Origin of the sequence: Pseudomonas sp. CFII64 (assembly GCF_000416235.1) — a bacterium.
In the GTDB taxonomy this organism is placed as follows: Bacteria; Pseudomonadota; Gammaproteobacteria; order Pseudomonadales; family Pseudomonadaceae; genus Aquipseudomonas.
The window spans coordinates 111,081-130,890 of sequence record NZ_ATLO01000025.1; the positions used below are offsets into that span (position 1 = coordinate 111,081).

15 protein-coding genes are annotated in these 19,810 nt (G+C 59.9%); 3 read left to right on the forward strand and 12 right to left on the reverse strand.

Annotated features, from left to right (window positions below; genetic code table 11):
* Positions 1–63: 63 nt before the first annotated feature.
* Positions 64–1,026 (reverse strand): 2-oxoglutarate and iron-dependent oxygenase domain-containing protein, encoded by a 963-nt coding sequence (locus CFII64_RS11505; protein ID WP_020290949.1) that lies wholly within the window; start codon positions 1,024–1,026, stop codon positions 64–66.
* 130 nt (positions 1,027–1,156) lie between these two features.
* Positions 1,157–2,254, reverse strand: coding sequence for a BMP family ABC transporter substrate-binding protein (locus CFII64_RS11510; protein ID WP_020290950.1), 1,098 nt, complete (start codon positions 2,252–2,254; stop codon positions 1,157–1,159).
* 306 nt (positions 2,255–2,560) lie between these two features.
* Here CFII64_RS11510 and CFII64_RS11515 point away from each other — a divergent pair, with 306 nt between their 5' ends.
* Positions 2,561–3,649, forward strand: a complete 1,089-nt coding sequence (locus CFII64_RS11515) for a calcium:proton antiporter (RefSeq protein WP_020290951.1) — start codon at positions 2,561–2,563, stop codon at positions 3,647–3,649.
* Here the strand turns inward: CFII64_RS11515 and CFII64_RS11520 are convergent.
* The 10 genes from CFII64_RS11520 to CFII64_RS11565 all read right to left on the reverse strand — a co-directional run bounded on the left by CFII64_RS11520 (position 3,638) and on the right by CFII64_RS11565 (position 16,665).
* Positions 3,638–6,106: a hypothetical protein gene (locus CFII64_RS11520; protein ID WP_020290952.1), complete on the reverse strand. Its 2,469-nt coding sequence runs from the start codon at positions 6,104–6,106 to the stop codon at positions 3,638–3,640. The genes CFII64_RS11515 and CFII64_RS11520 overlap by 12 nt on opposite strands.
* 137 nt (positions 6,107–6,243) lie before the next feature.
* Positions 6,244–7,599, reverse strand: coding sequence for an 8-oxoguanine deaminase (locus tag CFII64_RS11525; protein WP_020290953.1), 1,356 nt, complete (start codon positions 7,597–7,599; stop codon positions 6,244–6,246).
* 150 nt (positions 7,600–7,749) lie between these two features.
* On the reverse strand, positions 7,750–8,436 hold the full coding sequence (locus tag CFII64_RS11530; protein WP_020290954.1) for an SDR family oxidoreductase: 687 nt from the start codon (positions 8,434–8,436) through the stop codon (positions 7,750–7,752).
* A gap of 105 nt (positions 8,437–8,541) precedes the next feature.
* The gene (locus CFII64_RS11535; RefSeq protein WP_020290955.1) at positions 8,542–9,468 is read right to left on the reverse strand and encodes an ABC transporter permease; all 927 of its coding nucleotides are present in this window, start codon (positions 9,466–9,468) and stop codon (positions 8,542–8,544) included.
* On the reverse strand, positions 9,468–10,568 hold the full coding sequence (locus CFII64_RS11540) for an ABC transporter permease (RefSeq protein WP_020290956.1): 1,101 nt from the start codon (positions 10,566–10,568) through the stop codon (positions 9,468–9,470). The genes CFII64_RS11535 and CFII64_RS11540 overlap by 1 nt, the downstream gene beginning before the upstream one ends.
* Positions 10,569–10,579: 11 nt before the next feature.
* Positions 10,580–12,148, reverse strand: a complete 1,569-nt coding sequence (locus CFII64_RS11545; protein ID WP_020290957.1) for an ABC transporter ATP-binding protein — start codon at positions 12,146–12,148, stop codon at positions 10,580–10,582.
* Positions 12,149–12,798: 650 nt separating this feature from the next.
* A complete protein-coding gene (locus CFII64_RS11550; RefSeq protein WP_020290958.1) occupies positions 12,799–13,389 on the reverse strand; it encodes a YigZ family protein in 591 nt (196 codons plus the stop codon).
* Between the two features lie 36 nt (positions 13,390–13,425).
* On the reverse strand, positions 13,426–14,088 hold the full coding sequence (locus CFII64_RS11555) for a TetR/AcrR family transcriptional regulator (RefSeq protein WP_020290959.1): 663 nt from the start codon (positions 14,086–14,088) through the stop codon (positions 13,426–13,428).
* Positions 14,089–14,188: 100 nt separating this feature from the next.
* Positions 14,189–15,580: a uracil-xanthine permease family protein gene (locus CFII64_RS11560; RefSeq protein WP_020290960.1), complete on the reverse strand. Its 1,392-nt coding sequence runs from the start codon at positions 15,578–15,580 to the stop codon at positions 14,189–14,191.
* A 164-nt stretch (positions 15,581–15,744) separates the two neighbouring features.
* Positions 15,745–16,665, reverse strand: coding sequence for a LysR family transcriptional regulator (locus CFII64_RS11565; protein WP_020290961.1), 921 nt, complete (start codon positions 16,663–16,665; stop codon positions 15,745–15,747).
* 127 nt (positions 16,666–16,792) lie between these two features.
* On the opposite strand from CFII64_RS11565, the gene CFII64_RS11570 reads away from it, so the two are divergent.
* Both CFII64_RS11570 and CFII64_RS11575 read left to right on the forward strand, forming a co-directional pair.
* Entirely contained in the window at positions 16,793–18,139 is a 1,347-nt protein-coding gene (locus tag CFII64_RS11570) for an aspartate aminotransferase family protein (protein WP_020290962.1), read from the forward strand.
* Positions 18,140–18,219: 80 nt separating this feature from the next.
* Entirely contained in the window at positions 18,220–19,713 is a 1,494-nt protein-coding gene (locus CFII64_RS11575) for a CoA-acylating methylmalonate-semialdehyde dehydrogenase (protein ID WP_020290963.1), read from the forward strand.
* The last annotated feature ends 97 nt before the right edge of the window (positions 19,714–19,810 follow it).

The window sequence follows — 19,810 nt, forward strand, 5'->3', positions numbered from 1 at the left end:
CAGATCGCCAGCATTCTACAGACTCAGCTTCTTTTCAGGCTGAAACCTGACCAAGCGGTTCAATTAACCTTGCTGTTCCCGCCGATACGCGTAGGTATCCGCGAAGCGCGAGAGCAGAAATTCCGCACAGGTGGTGGCCGGGTAGCGAGCCGGTCGGGTTGCGCTCTGGCAGCCGGGCAGGCATTCGATACGCGTATCCGGATTGGGCTCGACGAAGAACGGCATGGAGTAGCGGTCCACGCCGAGCGGGCTGATCACGCGATGCGGCGTGGACAGATATCGGTCGTTGCTCCAGCGCGCCATCATGTCGCCAATGTTGACCACGAATGTACCGTCGATGGGCGGCGCATCGATCCACTCGCCTTCCACGTTGCGCACCTGCAAACCGCCCGCCGCATCCTGATGCAGCAAGGTGATGCAGCCATAATCGGTATGCGCGCCCGCGCCTTGTTGCTGCTCGGAGGTGGCGGTATGGCGCGGCGGGTAATGAATGAAGCGCAGCACGCTGACCGGCTCGACGAAGCGTTGATCGAAGAAATCGCGCTCGATGCCCAGCGCCACGGTGATGGCCTGGAGCAAGGTCTGCCCGAGCGCCTGCATGTCCAGATAGTGCTGTTCCATGAGCGCTTGCCAGCCCGGCATGTCGGGATGGCGATTGGGGCCGCGCAACGGTTTTGCGGCGAGGACGTCAGGATGATCGGCGGGCAAATGAAAGCCCATGTCGAAGGTTTCTTTAAGGTCGCTGGGCAGGTTCGGGTCCAGCTGCTCGGTGGCAATGGCGCCATAGCCGCGATGATGGCGGGTCTGGGTGATGTCGATCTTGAGTTTTTCAGCCTGGGGCAGGGCGAAGAATTGCTGCGCGCTGCCAACCACCTGTTCGATGCGCTCGGCGCTGATCGGATGGCCTTTGATATAGAAGAAGCCCCACTCACGACAGGCCTGATCAATCTGCGCGGCAACACTCTGCCAGGCCTGTTGGTCGGTGCCGTACAGCGGGGCGATGTCGATGATGGGGAGCTGGTTCACGGTGTTTGTCCTGATAATGTTTTCCGTAGGACCGGCTTTAGCCGGGAGGAGGTCGGTACATCCAACGCATGTTCTTTGTTGGACATATCGCCTTCCCGGCTAAAGCCGGTCCTACGTAATGTGTTCCAAATTACTTCGGCAACTCAGCCTTGATGCCTTCGACGTAGTAATTCATCGACGCCAGTTCCGCGTTGGTTGCGGTTTTGCCCGCCGGGATTTTCACCGCGCCGGTCTGGTCCTTGATCGGGCCGGTGAACGGGTGGAATTCGCCGCTTTCGATGCCCGCGATGATCTTCTCGGCCTCAGCTTTCACGTCTGCCGGTACCACATTACTGATCGGCAGCTGCACCGTGCCTTCCTTCAGACCGCCCCAGTAATCCTGGGATTTCCAGGTGCCGGCGATGACACTTTGCGTGGCCTGGATGTAATGCGGCCCCCAGTTGTTGACGATGGAAGTCAGCACCGCTTTGGGCCCGAAGTGCGCCATGTCCGAGGCGTAACCCACCGCGTAGACGCCGCGACGTTCAGCCGTCTGGATCGGCGCCGGGCTGTCGGTGTGCTGGAAAACCACGTCGACGCCCTGGTCGATCAGCGCGTTGGCGGCATCGGCTTCCTTGCCCGGATCAAACCAGGAGTTGACCCAGACCACTTTGATTTCCGTGCCTGGGTTGTATTTGTTCAGTGCCAGCTGGATGGCATTGATATCGCGGATCACTTCCGGAATCGGGAACGACGCGACATAACCGACTTTCTTGGTCTTGGTCATCTTGGCCGCCAGGAAGCCGCTGACGTAGCGGCCTTCATAGGTGCGCGCCAGGTAAGTGCCGAGGTTCTTGTCCTGCTTGTAGCCGGTGGCGTGTTCGAACGTCACCTTTGGAAATTGCTTGGCCACTTTCAACGTCGGGTTCATGTAGCCGAACGAGGTGGTGAAGACCAGGTCGTAGCCACCTTTGGCCATGTTGCGAATGACCCGCTCAGCGTCCGCGCCTTCCGGAACGTTCTCGACAAAACTGGTGGTCACTTTATCGCCCAGGGCTTCAACCATCGCCTTGCGGCCTTGCTCATGCTGATACGTCCAGCCGTGGTCGCCAATCGGACCGATGTAGACGAAGCCGACTTTCAGCGGATCAGCGGCCGCCGCCATCAGGCTCGAACCCAGACCGACGACTGCCGCCACGGCGCACAGCAATTTTTTCAGGGGACGACGCGGGTGAAGAGTGGAATGCATCAGGTCTAGCTCCTTGGGGTCTTGTTGGCATGGCCGTCTTAGCGGGTTGCTCTAGCAATGCAAAAAACTGACCAACTGGACAGTTAATGTCGACACAGCAGCTTTGGCGGTTTTTGTGATGCCCAGGACGACACCGGACAGTGCATCAAGCCCGGCGCCTGCCGCTAACTGGTGCATCTCACCGGTCTCGCTCAACTCATTTGAAACCTTTGCTTACACTCAGCACTCTCAACGCCAAGAACGCTTCACTTAAACGTTTCACTAAAAGGCCCTGCGGTACTCGGCGCAAGGTCTAAAAGGCAGTTAATGGGCTCAATACTCAAGCAAGAAAAGTTTCTCCTGCTGGCGATACTCGCGACTTTTGTCGCCTATCCCTTCGAACACTGGTTCCTCAACAACGGGCAAGGCATCGCGCTGACAGCGGGGATTGCGCTGGTCGCGTTTATCGTCTGCGCCTCGATGCGCGTCGCGCACCATGCCGAGCTGCTGGCCGAAAAGGTCGGCGATCCCTACGGCACGATGATCCTGACGCTCTCGGCGGTGCTGGTTGAAGTGGTGATCCTGGCGATCATGATGAGCAACGAGCCTTCACCGACGCTGGTGCGGGATACCATCTATTCGGCGGTGATGCTCGACATCAACGGCATCCTCGGCCTGGCGGCCTTGATGGGCGGGCTCAAGCATGGCGAGCAGTCGTACAACGATGATTCGGCGCGCACTTACAGCGTGATGATCCTGACGGCCATGGGGGTTTCCATGGTGGTGCCGGAATTCATTCCCGAAGGTGACTGGAAGCTGTATTCGGCCTTTACCATTGGCGCGATGATCGTCTTGTACACCTTGTTCCTGCGCATGCAGGTCGGGCCGCACAGCTATTTCTTCAGCTACAGCTACCCGGAGAAAAAGAAGCGCAAGGACCCGGCTGTCGAAGAGGAACCGGTCAACCTGACGCGCTCCATCGGTACGTTGTTCGTCGGCATCGTGGTGATTGGTGCGTTGGCGGAAGTAATGTCCAAGACCGTCGACCTGGGCCTCGAAGGCACTGGCGCGCCGCCCGTCATGACGGCGATTCTGGTGGCGGCGATTTCTGCAGCGCCGGAAATTCTGACGGCCTTGCGCGCGGCACTGGCCAATCGCATGCAGTCGGTGGTCAACATTGCGCTGGGCGCTTCGCTGTCCACGGTGATCCTTACCGTTCCGGTCATGGAAGCCATGGCGCTCTACACCGGTCAGCCGTTTCAGATGGCCATGACGCCGGTACAGACCGTGATGATCTTCATCACCTTGCTGGTCAGCGCGATCAACCTGAATGACGGCGAGACCAACGCCATCGAAGGCATGACCCACTTCGTGCTGTTCGCGACTTTCATCATGTTGTCGTTGCTAGGGCTTTAACGCCTCGGCCCATTGATCGAGTGGCGTTTTGTCCAGCGCCAGCCACAGCGCCGCATTTTCCATTTGTGCGGTGGGTAGCCACAGGCCATGGCGTTCGATCAAGGGTTCGGCCGGCAGCGCCAGCAGTTCACTCAACATAATGGCGTGCGGCGACGCAGGGTCCGGCTGATTGTGTGGCTCCCAGTCCATGCCGAAGACCTTGATTCGTATCCGGTCCAGATCAAACGCCACGAACTCCGCACGATCACCCAGCCATTGCGGCCAGCTGCGAACGCTGCGCTCCTGCACATCCAGCAACAGCAACTGCCATTCATTGCGCGGTGTGTCGTAGGCATCGCGGATGTTTGCGTGGAGGCGAGTCACGGCGAGAAAACGGCCGGTGGGCGACCAGAGCAGCGACGGTGCCAGATCGGCCAGTGCGCAGCCCGACGCAGTCAACAGATAGCCGCCCATGCGTGCGCTTGAGGGTCGCAGCCAGCTGTCGGCGTATTCGGTTTCGCTGCCGAACAACCAGGCGGCATCACGCAGGTTCGGTGCCGGCTGAATAAAGTCGCCGTCGGCGGTGGCGGCTTGCGGCCGGTCCACCAACCGCCAGTCGGGCACCTGACGCAGTGCGCCTTGGTCCACGTCCAGACAGACCGTCTGATAGTAAAGCCGTGAGCCTTGCTGATATCGACAGAAGTCGGCTGCGTTGGCAGCATCGGGCGCCTTTTGCTCAAAGCGCTGCAACGCCGAATGGTGACGTTCTTGATCCATGCGGCCGAATACCGCCGCCAGGCTGAGACGCGGCCCGCGAAAATCCAGAATGCGCGCCACCATCAAGGACGGGCTGGGCATCAGGCTGCGCGCGCGGACATCGACCACCACCGCATAGCCTGCGACGGCGGGCGGCTCGCTGAACGGGATCAGCGCCAGATAACCCGCGCAATCGGACACGCGATGATCCAGCAGCCAGAGCCCCGGCAGCTGCCAGTCACCCAGGCGGCATCGATAGCCGCCGACGCCTTCGCTGTTGTCGCATTGCCAATCCAGCCTGGCGCGCTGGTTATCCACCAGCGGCATCGATTCCACACCGGTGGTACCGCGTTCGCCGCTGCCTAGCAACGCAACCGCCAGGCGCATCCGCGTGCATGTTACATCCGAGGCCTGCAGGCGGCCTCGGCGGTCGTGGCCGGTCTGGGTTTCGGTGTCGCTGTGAATGCTCTGCAAACCGTAACCAAAGGTGCCGCGATCCGGTTGCGGGTAGTCGAACCGGGCTTCGATCCACAAGTGGCCATCGTCCAGTTCCAGCGGCTCGCCCCAGGTCAGTGACGGTTCGTTGTCTTGGGCAATCCACGGCTCGGGCAGCAAATGCCAGCCTTGCTCGGCGTGAAAATGCCAATAGCCGCCGCTGTCCTGGTCTGCCCGGCGCGCATGGCAAGCGAAGGCTTGGCCGTTCGGGTTCCAGATCAGCGGCGCAGTGCCGTGAATCACCATTTCTGACGGGACGCCTGCGACGCTCAAGTGGTATTCCGGGTAACGCAGCGCATCGGTGGGCTGGGGCAATTCCCGCAGACTGACGGGCAATGCGAAATGCCCTTCGACCCGAAGCTGATCGGTCGGGCCTGGGTAGTCGATGTGCGCGTTGGCTATGTCTTCCTGCCACTGCCCGGGTTCCAGCCAGAGGTCAGCAACAGGCACCAGATCCACCGCCCGAGCGCTGTTCAACAGGTCTTGCAGCGGCGCGTGTTGCGCGCGGTTATCCACCAGCGGGCTGACCCGCCCGTTCAAACCCAGTTCGCTGAATTCGTCCAGCTCCCAGAACGCCTCGGTGTCGCAGTGATAAACCCGGTGCAGCTGACGATCCAGAATCAGCAGGCTCCAGGCCTGACGCGACGGAATAGGCGCTGCGAAGTAGCGACCGTCATCGGAGAAGCACGCCGAAGAGCCCACGCCTTGTAACAGCACGCCATCGCTGAACAGGTAGTCGCAGAAGGTCGGCCCGCCCATGGCGATTTCGCTGTGGTTAAACACCCGGATCGGTTCGCCCTCCGGGGTTACCCGTGGCTCGTTGCCGCCCCAGGCGCTGCCTTGGTTTGGGTAAGGTGTTTGTCCTGTCGCCGGGTTTTCAGCTTTTGCCAGGCCGAGCCTGCGCTCCAATGTGGCGGTGCAGGCCAGGCCCGAGAAAATTGCCAGGACGGCCGCTACCACATTCCACACATCCGGCAGCGTCCGCATAAGGCTGAAACCCAGGCCCAGGGCCGCTGCGGTCATCAGTCGTGCGCAGCCTCGTCCTGCGCGTTGCCAACCCAGCCGCGCGCATACCCACATCAGCGCGGCGCAGATTGTCCCGGTCGCCAAGGCCAATAACGGCGGCAGGCAGGTCACCAGAAAAATCGGTACGAGCAAAACCAGAAGCTGCCACAGCAACTCCAGCAGTAACCGCGACAGGCTTTTATCTTCTTCGGACTTGGGCACGGGATCTCAACGGACGGCGGCAGGGAGCCAGCACTTTAGAGTGCAGCCTTGGTCGGCGCTAATGGATTCGCACGCCAAGGCTGCCGGGTGCCAAACCTTGTGACTGGGCCGACATAACGCCCGCCCTCACAGGTCGGCTAGCCCCGAATCAGCTCTCGCGCCGCCTGGCTGTGATCGGCGATCAAGCCTTTTAGGTCCAGCCCTTCGACTTGGCCATCAATCACCCGCCATTGGCCGCCGATCATCACCCGATCGGCCCGATCCGCGCCACACAGCAACAACGCCGAAATCGGATCGTGGCTGCCGGAGAAACGCAGTTCGTCGAGCTTGAACAGCGCCAGATCCGCTTGTTTGCCGACTGCCAGCTCGCCGATATCGCTACGGCCCAAGAGTTGCGCCGAGCCTTTGGTGGCCCAGCCGAGCACCAACTGCGGGGTGATTTTCTCGGCCCCATAACGCAGACGTTGCAGATAGAGTGCCTGGCGGGTTTCGAGGATCATGTTCGACGCATCGTTGGAGGCCGAGCCATCGACGCCAAGCCCCAATGGCGCGCCTGCCGCGAGCAGATCCAGCGTCGGACAAATGCCGGACGCCAGCCGCATGTTCGAACTCGGGCAATGGCAAATGCCCGTGCCTGCCGCGCCGAGGCGGGCGATTTCGTCCGGGTTGAAATGAATGCCGTGGGCCAGCCAGGTGCGCGGGCCAAGCCAGCCCACGCTGTCCAGATAATCCACGGTACGCAGGCCAAAGCGTTGCAGGCAGAAATCTTCCTCGTCGAGGGTTTCCGCCAGATGCGTGTGCAGGCGCACGTCGAGCTTGTCGGCCAGCGCGGCGCTTTCGGCCATGATCTGCGGCGTTACGGAAAACGGCGAGCATGGGGCCAGCGCGATCTGGATCTGCGCGCCATCGCCGCGCTGGTGGTAACGCTGAATCAAGCGCTGGCTGTCTTCGAGAATGACTTCGCCCTGTTGCACGGTTTGTTGCGGCGGCAGACCCCCGTCGTCTTCGCCCAGGCTCATGGAGCCGCGGGTGAGCATGGCGCGCATGCCCAGCTCACGGACGCTCTCGACCTGCACATCGATGGCGTTTTCCAGGCCGTCCGGAAACAGATAGTGGTGATCGGCCGCCGTCGTGCAGCCCGATAGCAGCAACTCGGTCAGCGCGACTTTGCTGGCCAGTGCGAGCTTATCCGGCGTCAGCCGTGCCCACACCGGGTACAGGGTTTTCAGCCAGGGAAACAGCGGCTGATTCACCACCGGTGCCCAGGCGCGGGTCAGGGTTTGATAGAAGTGGTGATGGGTATTGATCAAGCCCGGCAGCAATACATGCTCGCGCGCATCGAAGGTCTGATCGCAAGGCGCGGCAGGTTGTTGACCGGCAGCCAGCATCTGGACGATGACACCGTTTTCAATCACCAACCCACCCCGGGCATCCAGGTCATTGGCGGTGAAAACAGCAAGGGGATTTTTTAACCAGATACGGATCGCGGGCATTGGCCGGCTCCTCTGAAAAGTGAGTTCAGGTTTGCCAGCTCAGTGTTGCCCTGTCTGCTGATCCAGGGTCGCCAGCGCTGCGGGGGCAGGGCTGGCGAGGGTGGGGATTGTACCTTTTACGCCGCGCGTTTGTCCTACAGCCAGTCCATTTCACCAGGCAATCGTCTCACCTCGGTAATTCACAAAGTAATGCCCACCCTTGCCGGAATAGGCTTCGAGCTGCTCGACCAAGCCTCGGACGCTGGTTTCGACGTCAATGTCCGCGCCTGCGCCGCCCATGTCGGTTTTCACCCAGCCCGGATGCAGGGACAGCACGGTCGGGCGTGGTTCCTGGAGTTGCACGACGAAGCTGTTGGTCATGGAATTCAATGCGGCTTTGCTGGCCTTGTACAACGTCATGGTTTCGCCTTCGGGACAGGCGACGCTGCCCAGTACCGAACTCATGAACGCCAACACGCCGCTGTTTGGGCGGATTTGCTGGACGAAGCGCTCGGCCAGACGAATCGGCGCGATGGCGTTGGTCAGGAACAGCTGGCCCAACTCTGCCGCCGTGGCTTGGGCAGCACTTTGATGTTGCGGGCCCATGATGCCGGCGTTGACGAACAACACGTCGAAAATCTGTCCTTTCAAGGTTTGGGTCAGTGCGTCCAGAGAGGCGACGTCATCCATGTCGAGGGTTTCGATGCGCACACCGGGTACGGCTTGTAAATCGGTGGCTTTCTGCGGGTCACGCACCGTGGCGATCACGTTCCAGTGCTGCTCGCTCAGGCGTTTGACCAGGCCAAGGCCCAGGCCGCGTGAAGCGCCGATGATCAGTGCGGTTTTGGTGTCGGACATGAAGATGTTCTCCTTGAAACGGGGCCTGTAGGAGCCAACTTGGTGGCGAGGCGATACCTGAGTGTACTCAGAAACAGCGCCTCGCCAACAGCTTGTCCCTAAAGGTCAATGCCCGCCGTGCCACGGCTGCCCCAACGAGACCGGCGCGTACAACCGGGTACGCAGGGCATTGCGCGAGAGCAGCACCAACACCAGAATCGTCGCCACGTACGGCAACATTGCCAGCAGGTTGGACGGAATCGCCAGACCGATGCCTTGCGCCACCAAATGCAGAATGCTGGCGAGCCCGAACAACCACGCGCCCAGCAGCAGACGCCACACGCGCCAACTGGCGAACACCACCAGTGCCAGCGCAATCCAGCCGCGTCCGGCACTCATGTTTTCCGCCCACATCGGTGTGTAGGCCAACGACAGATAAGCCCCGGCCAGACCCGCCATCGCGCCGCCGAACAACACCGCCAGCGTGCGCACCCGCAGCACCGGCAACCCCATGGCGCTGGCCGCATCGGGATTTTCCCCGACGGCCTGAATGATCAAGCCTACCCGACTTTTCAGCAGCGCCCAGGCGACCAGCGCGAACAGGGCGAAGGACAGGTAAACCAGAATGTCCTGGGCAAACAGCATGCGGCCGATCAACGGGATATCACTGAGCAACGGAATCAGAACCGGCTCGAAACCTTGCAGTGGTTTGCCGACCCAGGCTGCGCCGACAAAGCTTGAAAGCCCGACCCCAAAGATCGTCAGCGCGAGGCCGGTCGCCACCTGATTGGCGTTGAACACCAGCGCCACAATGGCGAACAAGCCCGACAACAGCATGCCGGCGAACATTGCCAGCAACACGCCCAGCCACAGATTGCCGGTGCTCAAGGCGACGATGAAACCGATCACCGCGCCAAACAGCATCATGCCTTCCTGGCCCAGATTGAGGACGCCGCTCTTCTCGCAGATCAATTCGCCCAGCGCCACCAACAGCAGCGGCGTGCCGCAGCGGACCATGGCGAAGAAGATATTACTCAGCAGATCGATATCCATCACACGGCTCCCGCCACTGGCGCCATCTGGCGTTTGGCCCAGCGCAGCTTGAGGCGCGGGCGATAAAGGATCAGCACGTCGCTGGCCAACAGGAAAAACAGCATCATCCCTTGAAACAACTGCGTGATGGCTTGGGGCAGGTTCAAGCTCATTTGCGCGTTTTCACCGCCCAGATACAGCAGCGCCATCAACAGGCTGGAGAACAGAATGCCGATGGGATTGAGTCGCCCAAGAAACGCCACCGTAATTGCTGCGTAGCCGTAGCCCGGCGAAACCTGCGGCACCAGTTGCCCGATGGGTCCGGTGACTTCGCAGACCCCGGCCAGACCGGCCAAGCCGCCGCTGATCAACAGCGCCAGCCACACCAGACGCTTCTCGCGAAAACCGACGAAGCCTGCCGCGCGTTTGTCGAGCCCGAGCACTTTGATCTGGAAACCAACGAAGCTGCGTTGCAGCAATACCCAGACCGCCACCAACGCCAGCAGCGCGAAATACACCCCGGCATGCACGCGGCCGTCTTCCATCAGCAGCGGCAGGCGGCTGGCTTCGCCAAACATGGCCGATTCCGGGAAGTTCATGCCTGCAGGATCTTTCAGCGAACCGTGTACGAAATAGAGCAGCAGGTTCAGGGCGATGTAATTGAGCATGATGCTGGTAAGGATTTCGTTGGCATTGAAGTGCGTGCGCAACCAGGCGGTCAGCCCGGCCCACGCCGCGCCGCCAAGTGTGCCCGTGAGCAGAATCAGCGCCAGCGCCCAGCGGCTGTCGACATCAATGACATTGATCGCGACGGCACTGCCTGCCAGTGCCCCGAGCAGCAATTGGCCCTCGGCGCCGATGTTCCAGATGCGCGCCTGATAGGCAACCGCCAGGCCCAGCGCACAGAGCAAAATGGGCAGCGTCTTGACCATCAGTTCGGATACGCCGTACAGATCGCTGACGGGCGCGATCAACAAGGTGTGCAAGGTCAGCAACGGGTCCAGCCCCAGCATGATGAACAGCAAGGAGCCGCACATCAGGGTCAGGATGGCGGCCAGCAGTGGCGAAAACCACAACATCGCTCGTGATTGTTGTCCGCGCGGTTCCAGGGAAAGCAGCATCGGAAGCTCCGTTAGTTAAGCGCGGTGGCTTGGGAATTGGATTGAATGGAAGGTGCGGCATCGAATTGGCCGGCCATCCAGCCGCCGACCTGAACGGGCGAAGTCTGGCCGGTGGGGGTCAGCTTCGAGAGTTTGCCGCTGCTCAGCGCCGCGACCCGGTCGCTGATCTGGAACAGTTCGTCCAGGTCCTCGGAAATCACCAGAATCGCCGCGCCCGCATCGCGCAAAGCAATCAGGGCACGATGAATGGCTGCCGCCGCGCCGACATCGACGCCCCAGGTGGGGTGCGCGGCGACGAGAATTTTCGGGTTTTGCAGAATCTCCCGACCCAGAATGAATTTCTGCAGATTACCGCCAGACAGACTGCGCGCTGCGGCGTCTGCGTCCGGCGTCTTCACCGAGAAACGCTGGATGATCTGGTCCGCCAATGCGCGCACCTTGCCGCGCTGAATCAGGCCGTTGCTGACCAGTCCTTGCTGAAAGGCGGTGAGCAAGGCGTTGTCGGCGAGGCTCAATTCCGGCACCGCGCCATGGCCCAGACGCTCGGCTGGCACAAAGGCCATGCCATGCTTGCGGCGCGCATCGGGGCGCAGGTGGCCGACGTTGAGGTCAGCAAAGCGAATCTGCCCGGTTTGGTCTTTGCTCAGGACTTGTTCACCACTGAGCAATGCCAGCAGCTCATCCTGACCGTTGCCCGCAACCCCCGCGATTCCGACGATTTCGCCGCTGCGCACCTCAAGGCTCACATCGATCAGCGAGCAACCGAACGGGTCGGGATTGTGCCAGGACAACTTATCCACAAGCAGAAATGGCGCGTGACCCACAACCTTCGGGTAATGCTCGGTCAAACCTTCAGCGTCACCGACCATCAGTCGCGCCAGTTCAAGGTCCGTGCACTGCGCCGGGACGCAATGCCCGGAGACCTTGCCGCCGCGCAACACCGTGGCGCTGTGGCACAAGGCGCGCACTTCGCCCAGTTTGTGGCTGATGAAGAGAATGCTGCAGCCTTCGGCAGCCAGGCGGCGCAGGGTGACGAACAGTTCGTCGGCTTCTTGCGGTGTGAGTACCGACGTTGGCTCGTCCAGAATCAACAGGCGGATGTCTTGCATCAGGCAGCGAATGATCTCGACCTTCTGCCGCTCACCGATGGACAGGCTGTGGACAAGTCGCTGCGGCTCCACGGCCATGCCATAGCGCTGGGAGACTTCGCGAATCTTCGGCTCCAGTTGTTTCGGTGTGCCCGCCGCGCCGCCCATGGCCAGCGCGATGTTCTGCGCGACGGTGAGGGCTTCGAACAGCGAGAAATGCTGGAACACCATGCCGATGCCAAGGCCTCTGGCCTGGGCGGGATTGCGCATATTCAACGCCTGGCCCTGCCAGATAAGGGTGCCGGAGTCGGGTTGCGTCACGCCGTAGATGATTTTCATCAACGTGCTCTTGCCCGCGCCGTTTTCGCCAAGCAAGGCGTGTATTTCACCGGGCGCGATGCATAGATCGATGGCATCGTTGGCCACACAACCGGGGTAGCGCTTGCTGATAGCGCGTAACTGCAAACGCGGGATTGAGGCGGGGTTGGGCATGACAGACTCGAATTGTAGGGTGGGTCGCCAGTGGATAAAGCAATTTCCTGGCCAATGAGTCAGCTTTTCGCATTCTTGCCCAATGTGGCGCTGGATGGGCTCGCTTTCCGACATTTGCTAAGCGGTCGAGTGTTAATTCGAGTGTCTTAGGCACCAATTCAGGGCGTGAGTGGCGACAAACGGATCATGAACGAGCGATTGGATAAAAAACGTACAATCGTCGTGCGGCCCGGTAGTTCAAGCCTCCACGCCACCCTTGCACCTGTTATCCACAGATTGTTCCACAGTAAATGTGCTTAAGCCGCGAGGAGGGATATAAGCAGCTTACGGGTTGATTCCACAGGCGATAAGCGCTGCTAAATCGCTGTATCAATGGCACTTTTCATTATTTGACGACTGATTGGGTAAAAAATGATCAGTCGGCCGCAAGCCCTGTCTGCTAAGGCTCGCAGCGGTATGTGCTCAGGTTATCCACAGGCGGCTGCACAGGAGTTGTGGGCGAAATGAGTGAGTGCTGTTTGTCGTTTGCTGTGGACCGGTTTTGATGAGCGGCTCTGTAGGACCGGCTTTAGCCAGGAGGACAATTGATAGCGGCTCGCGACTAAAGTCGCTCCTACGGTTGATTCGCGGGCAAACCTCGCTCCTGCGATTTATTCGTTATCTTGGCTCAAAACAATCCGGCCGCGACTCAGATCCGCCAGCATCCGCCGCAAGGTTTCCACTTGTTCCGGTCCCACTGCAATCGACAGCTCGACGCCGTTGGCGGTGAAATCTTCGCTCTGCACCAATCCATTGAGTTCTGCCACGCGCAGCTTTACCAGCGGCAACTCGGCGAAACTGCATCCCAGATTGAGTGACAGGCGATTGATCAGCGGCAGGCGCTCGGCCTGTTGCAGGCATTTATTGGCGCCGCCGCCATAGGCTCGGGCCAGGCCGCCGGTGCCCAACTGGATGCCGCCGTACCAGCGAATGACCAGCACCACGACCTGATCGAAATCCTGCGCTTCGATGGCTGCGAGAATCGGGCGTCCTGCGGTGCCGCCGGGTTCGCCGTCGTCATTGCTGCGGTATTGGTCGGCGAGCTTCCAGGCCCAGCAATTGTGCGTGGCGTCGGCAATGCTGTGCTGCTCGATGAACGCCTGAGCGTCTGCCGGGCTGGCAATGGGAGCGGCGAGGGTGATAAAGCGGCTCTTGCGAATCTCTTCGCGAAATTCGCAAGGGCCAACCAGCGTAAAAGGCATGCGTGTTTTCCAGCTGTCGACAGGGGTTACGTCAGTTCAAACGGCCGGCGGGGTGAGGCCGCAGCCTTTGAGGATGATACGAATCAGATTGTCGCTGGCAACTTCCATATCCTGCTTGGTGAGGCGCGTGCGCCCGGTCACCTGGCAAATTTGCGTGGCAAAGTCGGCGTAATGCTGGGTGCTGCCCCACAACAGGAAGATCAGATGCACCGGATCGACCGGGTCCATCTTGCCAGCATCTATCCAGGCCTGGAAAACCGCCGCGCGGCCTTTGAACCAGGTTTGATAATCCTGGCTGAAATACTCATTGAGGCATTCGCCGCCGCTGATGATTTCCATGGCGAAAATCCGCGAGGCCTGCGGCTGACGCCGGGAGAACTCCATCTTCGCGCGGATATAGCGGCTCAACGCCTGGGCCGGGTCATCTTCAACGCTGAGATTATTGAAGGTGCTGTCCCACAATTCGATGATGTTGCTCAACACCGCGATATACAGCCCAAGCTTGTTGGTGAAGTAGTAATGCAGATTGGCCTTGGGCAGACCGGCGTTCAGCGCGATGGTATTCATGCTGGTGCCTTTGAAGCCATGACGAGCGAATTCGTCCTCGGCCGCCTGGATGATTGTTTCTTCGTTTTTCTGCCGAATCCGGCTGGCCGGTTTGTTGCCGTGAGTGCTGTGCGCTGGGACTTCGAGGGTCATGGGCAGTTCCGAACAGATCAAGGAGTGCGACGGGTGAACAGATAGCGCACCCGCGACGATCCGACAAGCGTTGGCAGTGGAAAATTATTCTCTTCGCTGATCAATGCTTCAACGATTGCGGCTGTGCTTCTGGATTTTTTTCCAGTGCGCTGGACTTGTCCTCGGGCAGCAGCAAGCACATGACGATGGCCGTAATGCCGCCGCTGGTGATCGCCGAATCGAACAGGTTTTGCACCAGTTTAGGCATCAGGTGTAGCAGCCCGGGTTGCGCCGCGATACCCAGCCCGACACCGAATGACGTGGCGATGATCAACATGCTGCGGCGATCCAGCGGTGCCTGGGAAAGAATGCGCACACCGGCGGCCGCTACGCTGCCAAACATCACCAGGGTCGCGCCGCCCAGAACCGGTTTGGGAATTTGCTGGAGCATGGCGCCAATGGTGGGGAACAGGCCGAGCATGAACAGCACGACGCCGATGTACAGACCAACATAGCGACTGGCCACGCCGGTCAGCTGAATCACGCCGTTGTTCTGGGCAAAGGTGGTATTGGGAAAGGCGCTGAAGGTCGCCGCAATCATGCAGCTGAAGCCATCACCCAACACGCCGCCTTTCAGTCGGGCAATGTAGCTTGGCCCGGTGATGGGTTGGCGGGCGAGCATGCAATTGGCGGTCAGGTCGCCGACGGTTTCGATAGTGCTGATCAGATAAATCAGCGCGACCGGCAGGAAAGCGGTCCAGTCAAAAGCAAAACCGAACCTGAAAGGAATGGGCACGCTGATCAAGGGCACGTCGCTGATGGAATGCGGAACCAGCTTGCCGCTGAACCAGGCCGCAATACAGCCGACCGCCAGGCCAATGATAATCGCCGACAAGCGAATCCATGGCGTATTGGAACGGTTGAGCAGGATGATCACCAGCAATACGAATCCGCCCAGCGCCAGGTTGAGCGGCTCACCGAAATCCGGCGCATTGAAGCCGCCTCCCAGATCGGTCACGCCGACCTTGATCAGGCTGACCCCAATCAGCGTGATCACGATGCCGGTCACCAGCGGCGTGATGACGCGACGCAACTGGCCGATGAAGCGGCTCAATACGATCTGCACCAGCGCGCCGAAAAAGCACACACCGAAGATCATCGCCATGATGTCTTCCGGGCTGCCGCCGCGTTGTTTGACCATGAAGCCTGCGGACAGCACCGCGCCCAGGAAGGCGAAACTGGTGCCTTGCAGGCAGATCATTCCCGCGCCGATGCTGAACGGTCGGCGCGCCTGAATGAATGTCCCGACCCCGGAAACCATCAGCGCCATGCTGATCAAATACGGCATATAAGCGCTCAGCCCCAACGCTGAACCGATTACCAGTGGCGGCGTAATGATCCCGACGAAGCTGGCCAGCACATGCTGCAACGCGGCTAGGATCGCGGGCGCTGGTTTAGGGCGGTCATTCAAGCCGTAGATCAGATCGTTATTGGGTGCGGCGTCCGGTTGCATGTCGTGCTCTCGAGGTGGGTGGCACAACACCTGTGCAAAAAGCTGTCCAAGTGCTCAGGTTATTGTTGGTTGTTCATGGGTATTGTCTTGTTAATCAGCGGGATAAAGATGATCTGCTTCGAGCTGCACGATGTTGGTTGTCTGCACCGGCGCTCTGAAATGTTTCATCGCGTAGCAGCGAGGGTTTCCAGAAAGCTCTCCAGCACTAAATGAGGGCGACGGCCTTTGCGGGTAACCGACACCAGACTCAAATCGTAAAAGCGGGCGCTCGGCTTCAAGGCTCGCAGCCGGCCTTGCTGTACCCAGAAGCTCGCGTAGTGGTCCGGCAAGTAGCCGATGTAACGCCCGGTCAGGATCAAGAACGCCATGCCCTCGCGATCCGAAGCACTGGCCGTGCAGTTGAGCGCCTGATAATGCGCCTGGATTTCGCCGGGCAGGCGGAAGGTTGGCGCGATGGCGTCTTGCGCGGCGAGTCGTTCGTCATCCAGTGCCGCATCTTCCATATAGAAGAGCGGATGGCCCACCGCGCAATAAAGCAGCGACCGCTCGCTGTACAACGCCTGATATTCCAGCCCGGACAAGGCGCTCGCCTGCGGCACGACGCCGACATGCAATCGCCCGTCGAGCACGCCTTGTTCCACTTCATTGGGCGCGATCATGCGGATGTTGATGTGCACATCCGGGCCGCGCTCCTTGAGTTGGGCGAGGGCATTGGTGATGCGCATGTGGGGCAGGGTAACCAGATTGTCGGTAAGGCCGATATTCAACTCGCCGCGCAGATGCAGGTGCAGGCCGTTGACCTCGGTACGAAAACTCTCCAAGGCACTGAGTAATTGCAGAGCCGAGTGGTAAACCTCACGACCTTCTTCGGTCAGGGAAAACCCCGCACGACCGCGTTGGCACAAGCGCAGGCCAAGTCGCTGCTCCAGATCGCTCATCTGCTGGCTGATGGCAGAGCGTCCAATACCGAGCACGCTTTCTGCCGCAGAGAAACCTCCGGCCTCGACTACGCTTCTGAAGATACGCAGCAAGCGGATATCAAAATCGCTGACCTGGGCCAGCGGATCGGGGCGGCGGATGCTCATAGTTTAGTGACCACTGAACTGAAGATCATAAATGTTGGGTTTTCTCGACTGTATCCCCGTGGCAACTTAGCTGCAATCACGCGTTTTCTTCCGTCTCAACGCTTACGCATCTGCGAGGTCCGTTCCGATGAATATGCTCGAATCGTCCGACATGTCTGTTGCCAGCCAGTTAAAGCTCGACGCTCACTGGATGCCCTACACGGCGAATCGCAATTTCCAACGCGATCCGCGCATGATCGTGGCAGCGCACGGCAGCTATCTGACTGACGACAAAGGCCGCAAGATCTACGACGGTTTGTCGGGCCTGTGGACCTGTGGCGCCGGGCATACCCGCAAAGAGATTCAGGAAGCGGTTTCCAAACAGCTCGGCGTGCTCGACTACTCGCCAGCGTTCCAGTTTGGACATCCACTCTCGTTCCAGCTGGCCGAGAAGATCACCGAGCTGACGCCAGGCAATCTCAATCACGTCTTCTATACCAACTCCGGTTCCGAATGCGCGGACACTGCAGTGAAGATGGTCCGTGCCTACTGGCGCCTGAAAGGCCAGGCGAGCAAGACCAAAATGATCGGTCGCGCCCGGGGTTATCACGGCGTCAACATTGCCGGCACCAGCCTGGGTGGCGTGAACGGCAACCGCAAAATGTTCGGCCAGTTGATGGATGTCGACCATTTGCCGCACACCTTGCTGGCCAGCAATGCCTATTCCAAAGGTATGCCGGAAGCGGGTGGTATCGCGCTGGCCGATGAAATGCTCAAGCTGATCGAGCTGCACGACGCATCAAACATCGCCGCAGTGATCGTCGAGCCGATGGCAGGCTCCGCCGGGGTGATTGTTCCGCCGCAAGGCTATCTGAAGCGTCTGCGGGAAATCTGCGACCAGCACAACATCCTGTTGATCTTCGACGAAGTGATTACCGGATTCGGCCGCACCGGCGCAATGTTCGGTGCCGACAGCTTCGGCGTGACACCCGACCTGATGTGTATCGCCAAGCAAATCACCAACGGCGCGATCCCTATGGGCGCGGTGATTGCCAGCAGCGAGATCTATCAGACATTCATGAACCAGCCGACGCCTGAATACGCCGTCGAATTCCCGCACGGTTACACCTATTCCGCGCACCCGGTCGCTTGTGCCGCAGGCATCGCGGCGCTGGATCTGCTGCAGCGGGAAAATCTGGTGCAACAGGTCGCCGAAATTGCTCCGCATTTCGAAAGCGCTTTGCATGGCATCAAGGGCACCAGGAACGTTGTCGATATCCGCAACTACGGCCTGGCCGGCGCGATTCAGATCGCGCCCCGTGATGGTGATGCCATCGTGCGTCCGTTCGAGGCCGGCATGAAACTGTGGAAAGCGGGCTTTTACGTACGCTTCGGCGGCGACACCCTGCAATTCGGGCCAACCTTCAACAGTAAGGCTGCGGACCTGGATCGTATGTTCGACGCCGTGGGCGAAGCGCTTAATCAGGTCGACTGAATCGCCGGTCGCTTTGCATCCCTTCTATATAAAGCAGGCGCGGACCCGTGCGCGCCTGTGTACACCTTCGGAGTTATTTCATGAGCAGCATTCAACATTTGATCAATGGCGAATTTGTCACTGATACCGAGCGCACTGCCGACGTCTTCAATCCGGCGACCGGTCAGGCCATCCACAAAGTGCCGTTGGCCAGCCGTGAAACCATGCAAAAGGCTATCGATGCCGCCAAGGCTGCCTTCCCGGCCTGGCGTAACACGCCAGCGGCCAAGCGCGCCCAGGTGATGTTTCGTTTCAAGCTGCTGCTGGAACAGAACGAAGGCCGTATCGCCCAGTTGATCAGTGAAGAACACGGCAAGACCATCGAAGACGCAGCGGGTGAGTTGAAGCGCGGCATTGAAAACGTCGAGTACGCTTGCGCAGCGCCGGAAATCCTCAAGGGTGAGTACAGCCGTAACGTCGGACCGAATATCGATGCGTGGTCGGATTTCCAGCCGCTGGGCGTGGTTGCTGGCATCACGCCGTTCAACTTCCCGGCGATGGTTCCGCTGTGGATGTACCCCTTGGCGATTGCGTGCGGCAACTGCTTCATTCTCAAGCCTTCGGAGCGTGATCCAAGTTCAACGCTGTTGATCGCCCAGCTGTTGCACGAAGCCGGCTTGCCTAAAGGCGTGCTGAATGTGGTGCATGGCGACAAGACGGCGGTGGATGCGCTGATCGAAGCCCCGGAAGTCAAAGCGCTGAGTTTCGTGGGTTCGACGCCGATTGCCGAGTACATCTATAAAGAAGGCGCGGCACGTGGCAAGCGCGTCCAGGCATTGGGTGGGGCGAAGAACCATGCAGTGCTTATGCCGGATGCGGATCTGGATAACGCGGTCGGCGCCTTGATGGGCGCGGCCTATGGATCGTGCGGCGAGCGCTGCATGGCCATTTCGGTTGCGGTTTGCGTGGGTGATCAGATCGCGGATGCACTGGTTGCCAAGCTGGTTCCACAGATTGGCGCGCTGAAGATCGGCGCGGGTACCACGTGCGGCCTGGACATGGGGCCACTGGTTACGGGGCAGCATCGCGATAAAGTCAGCGGCTATATAGAAGACGGTGTGCAATCGGGCGCCAAGCTGGTGGTCGATGGTCGCGGTCTGAGTGTGGCGGGTAACGAAGATGGCTTCTTTATGGGTGGCTGCCTGTTCGATCAGGTAACGCCTGAGATGCGCATCTATAAGGAAGAGATCTTCGGGCCGGTGCTGTGCATCGTGCGCGTCGACAGCCTTGAGCAGGCCATGCAGCTGATCAACGATCACGAATACGGTAATGGCACCTGCATCTTTACCCGTGACGGGGAAGCGGCGCGTTTGTTCTGCGATGAGATTGAAGTGGGCATGGTTGGCGTCAACGTGCCGCTGCCGGTTCCGGTCGCCTATCACAGCTTTGGTGGCTGGAAGCGTTCACTGTTTGGCGACCTGCACGCTTATGGTCCGGACGGCGTGCGCTTCTATACCCGGCGCAAGGCGATTACTCAGCGCTGGCCGCAACGAGCGAGCCATGAGGCATCGCAATTCGCGTTCCCTAGCTTATAAGCAATAAAAAGGGGCGGACCGTTTCAGATAGATATTACAAAATGATGAAATTAACCGTTGACGGCTTCTCGAATCTGTCTATAATTTGCACCTCTTC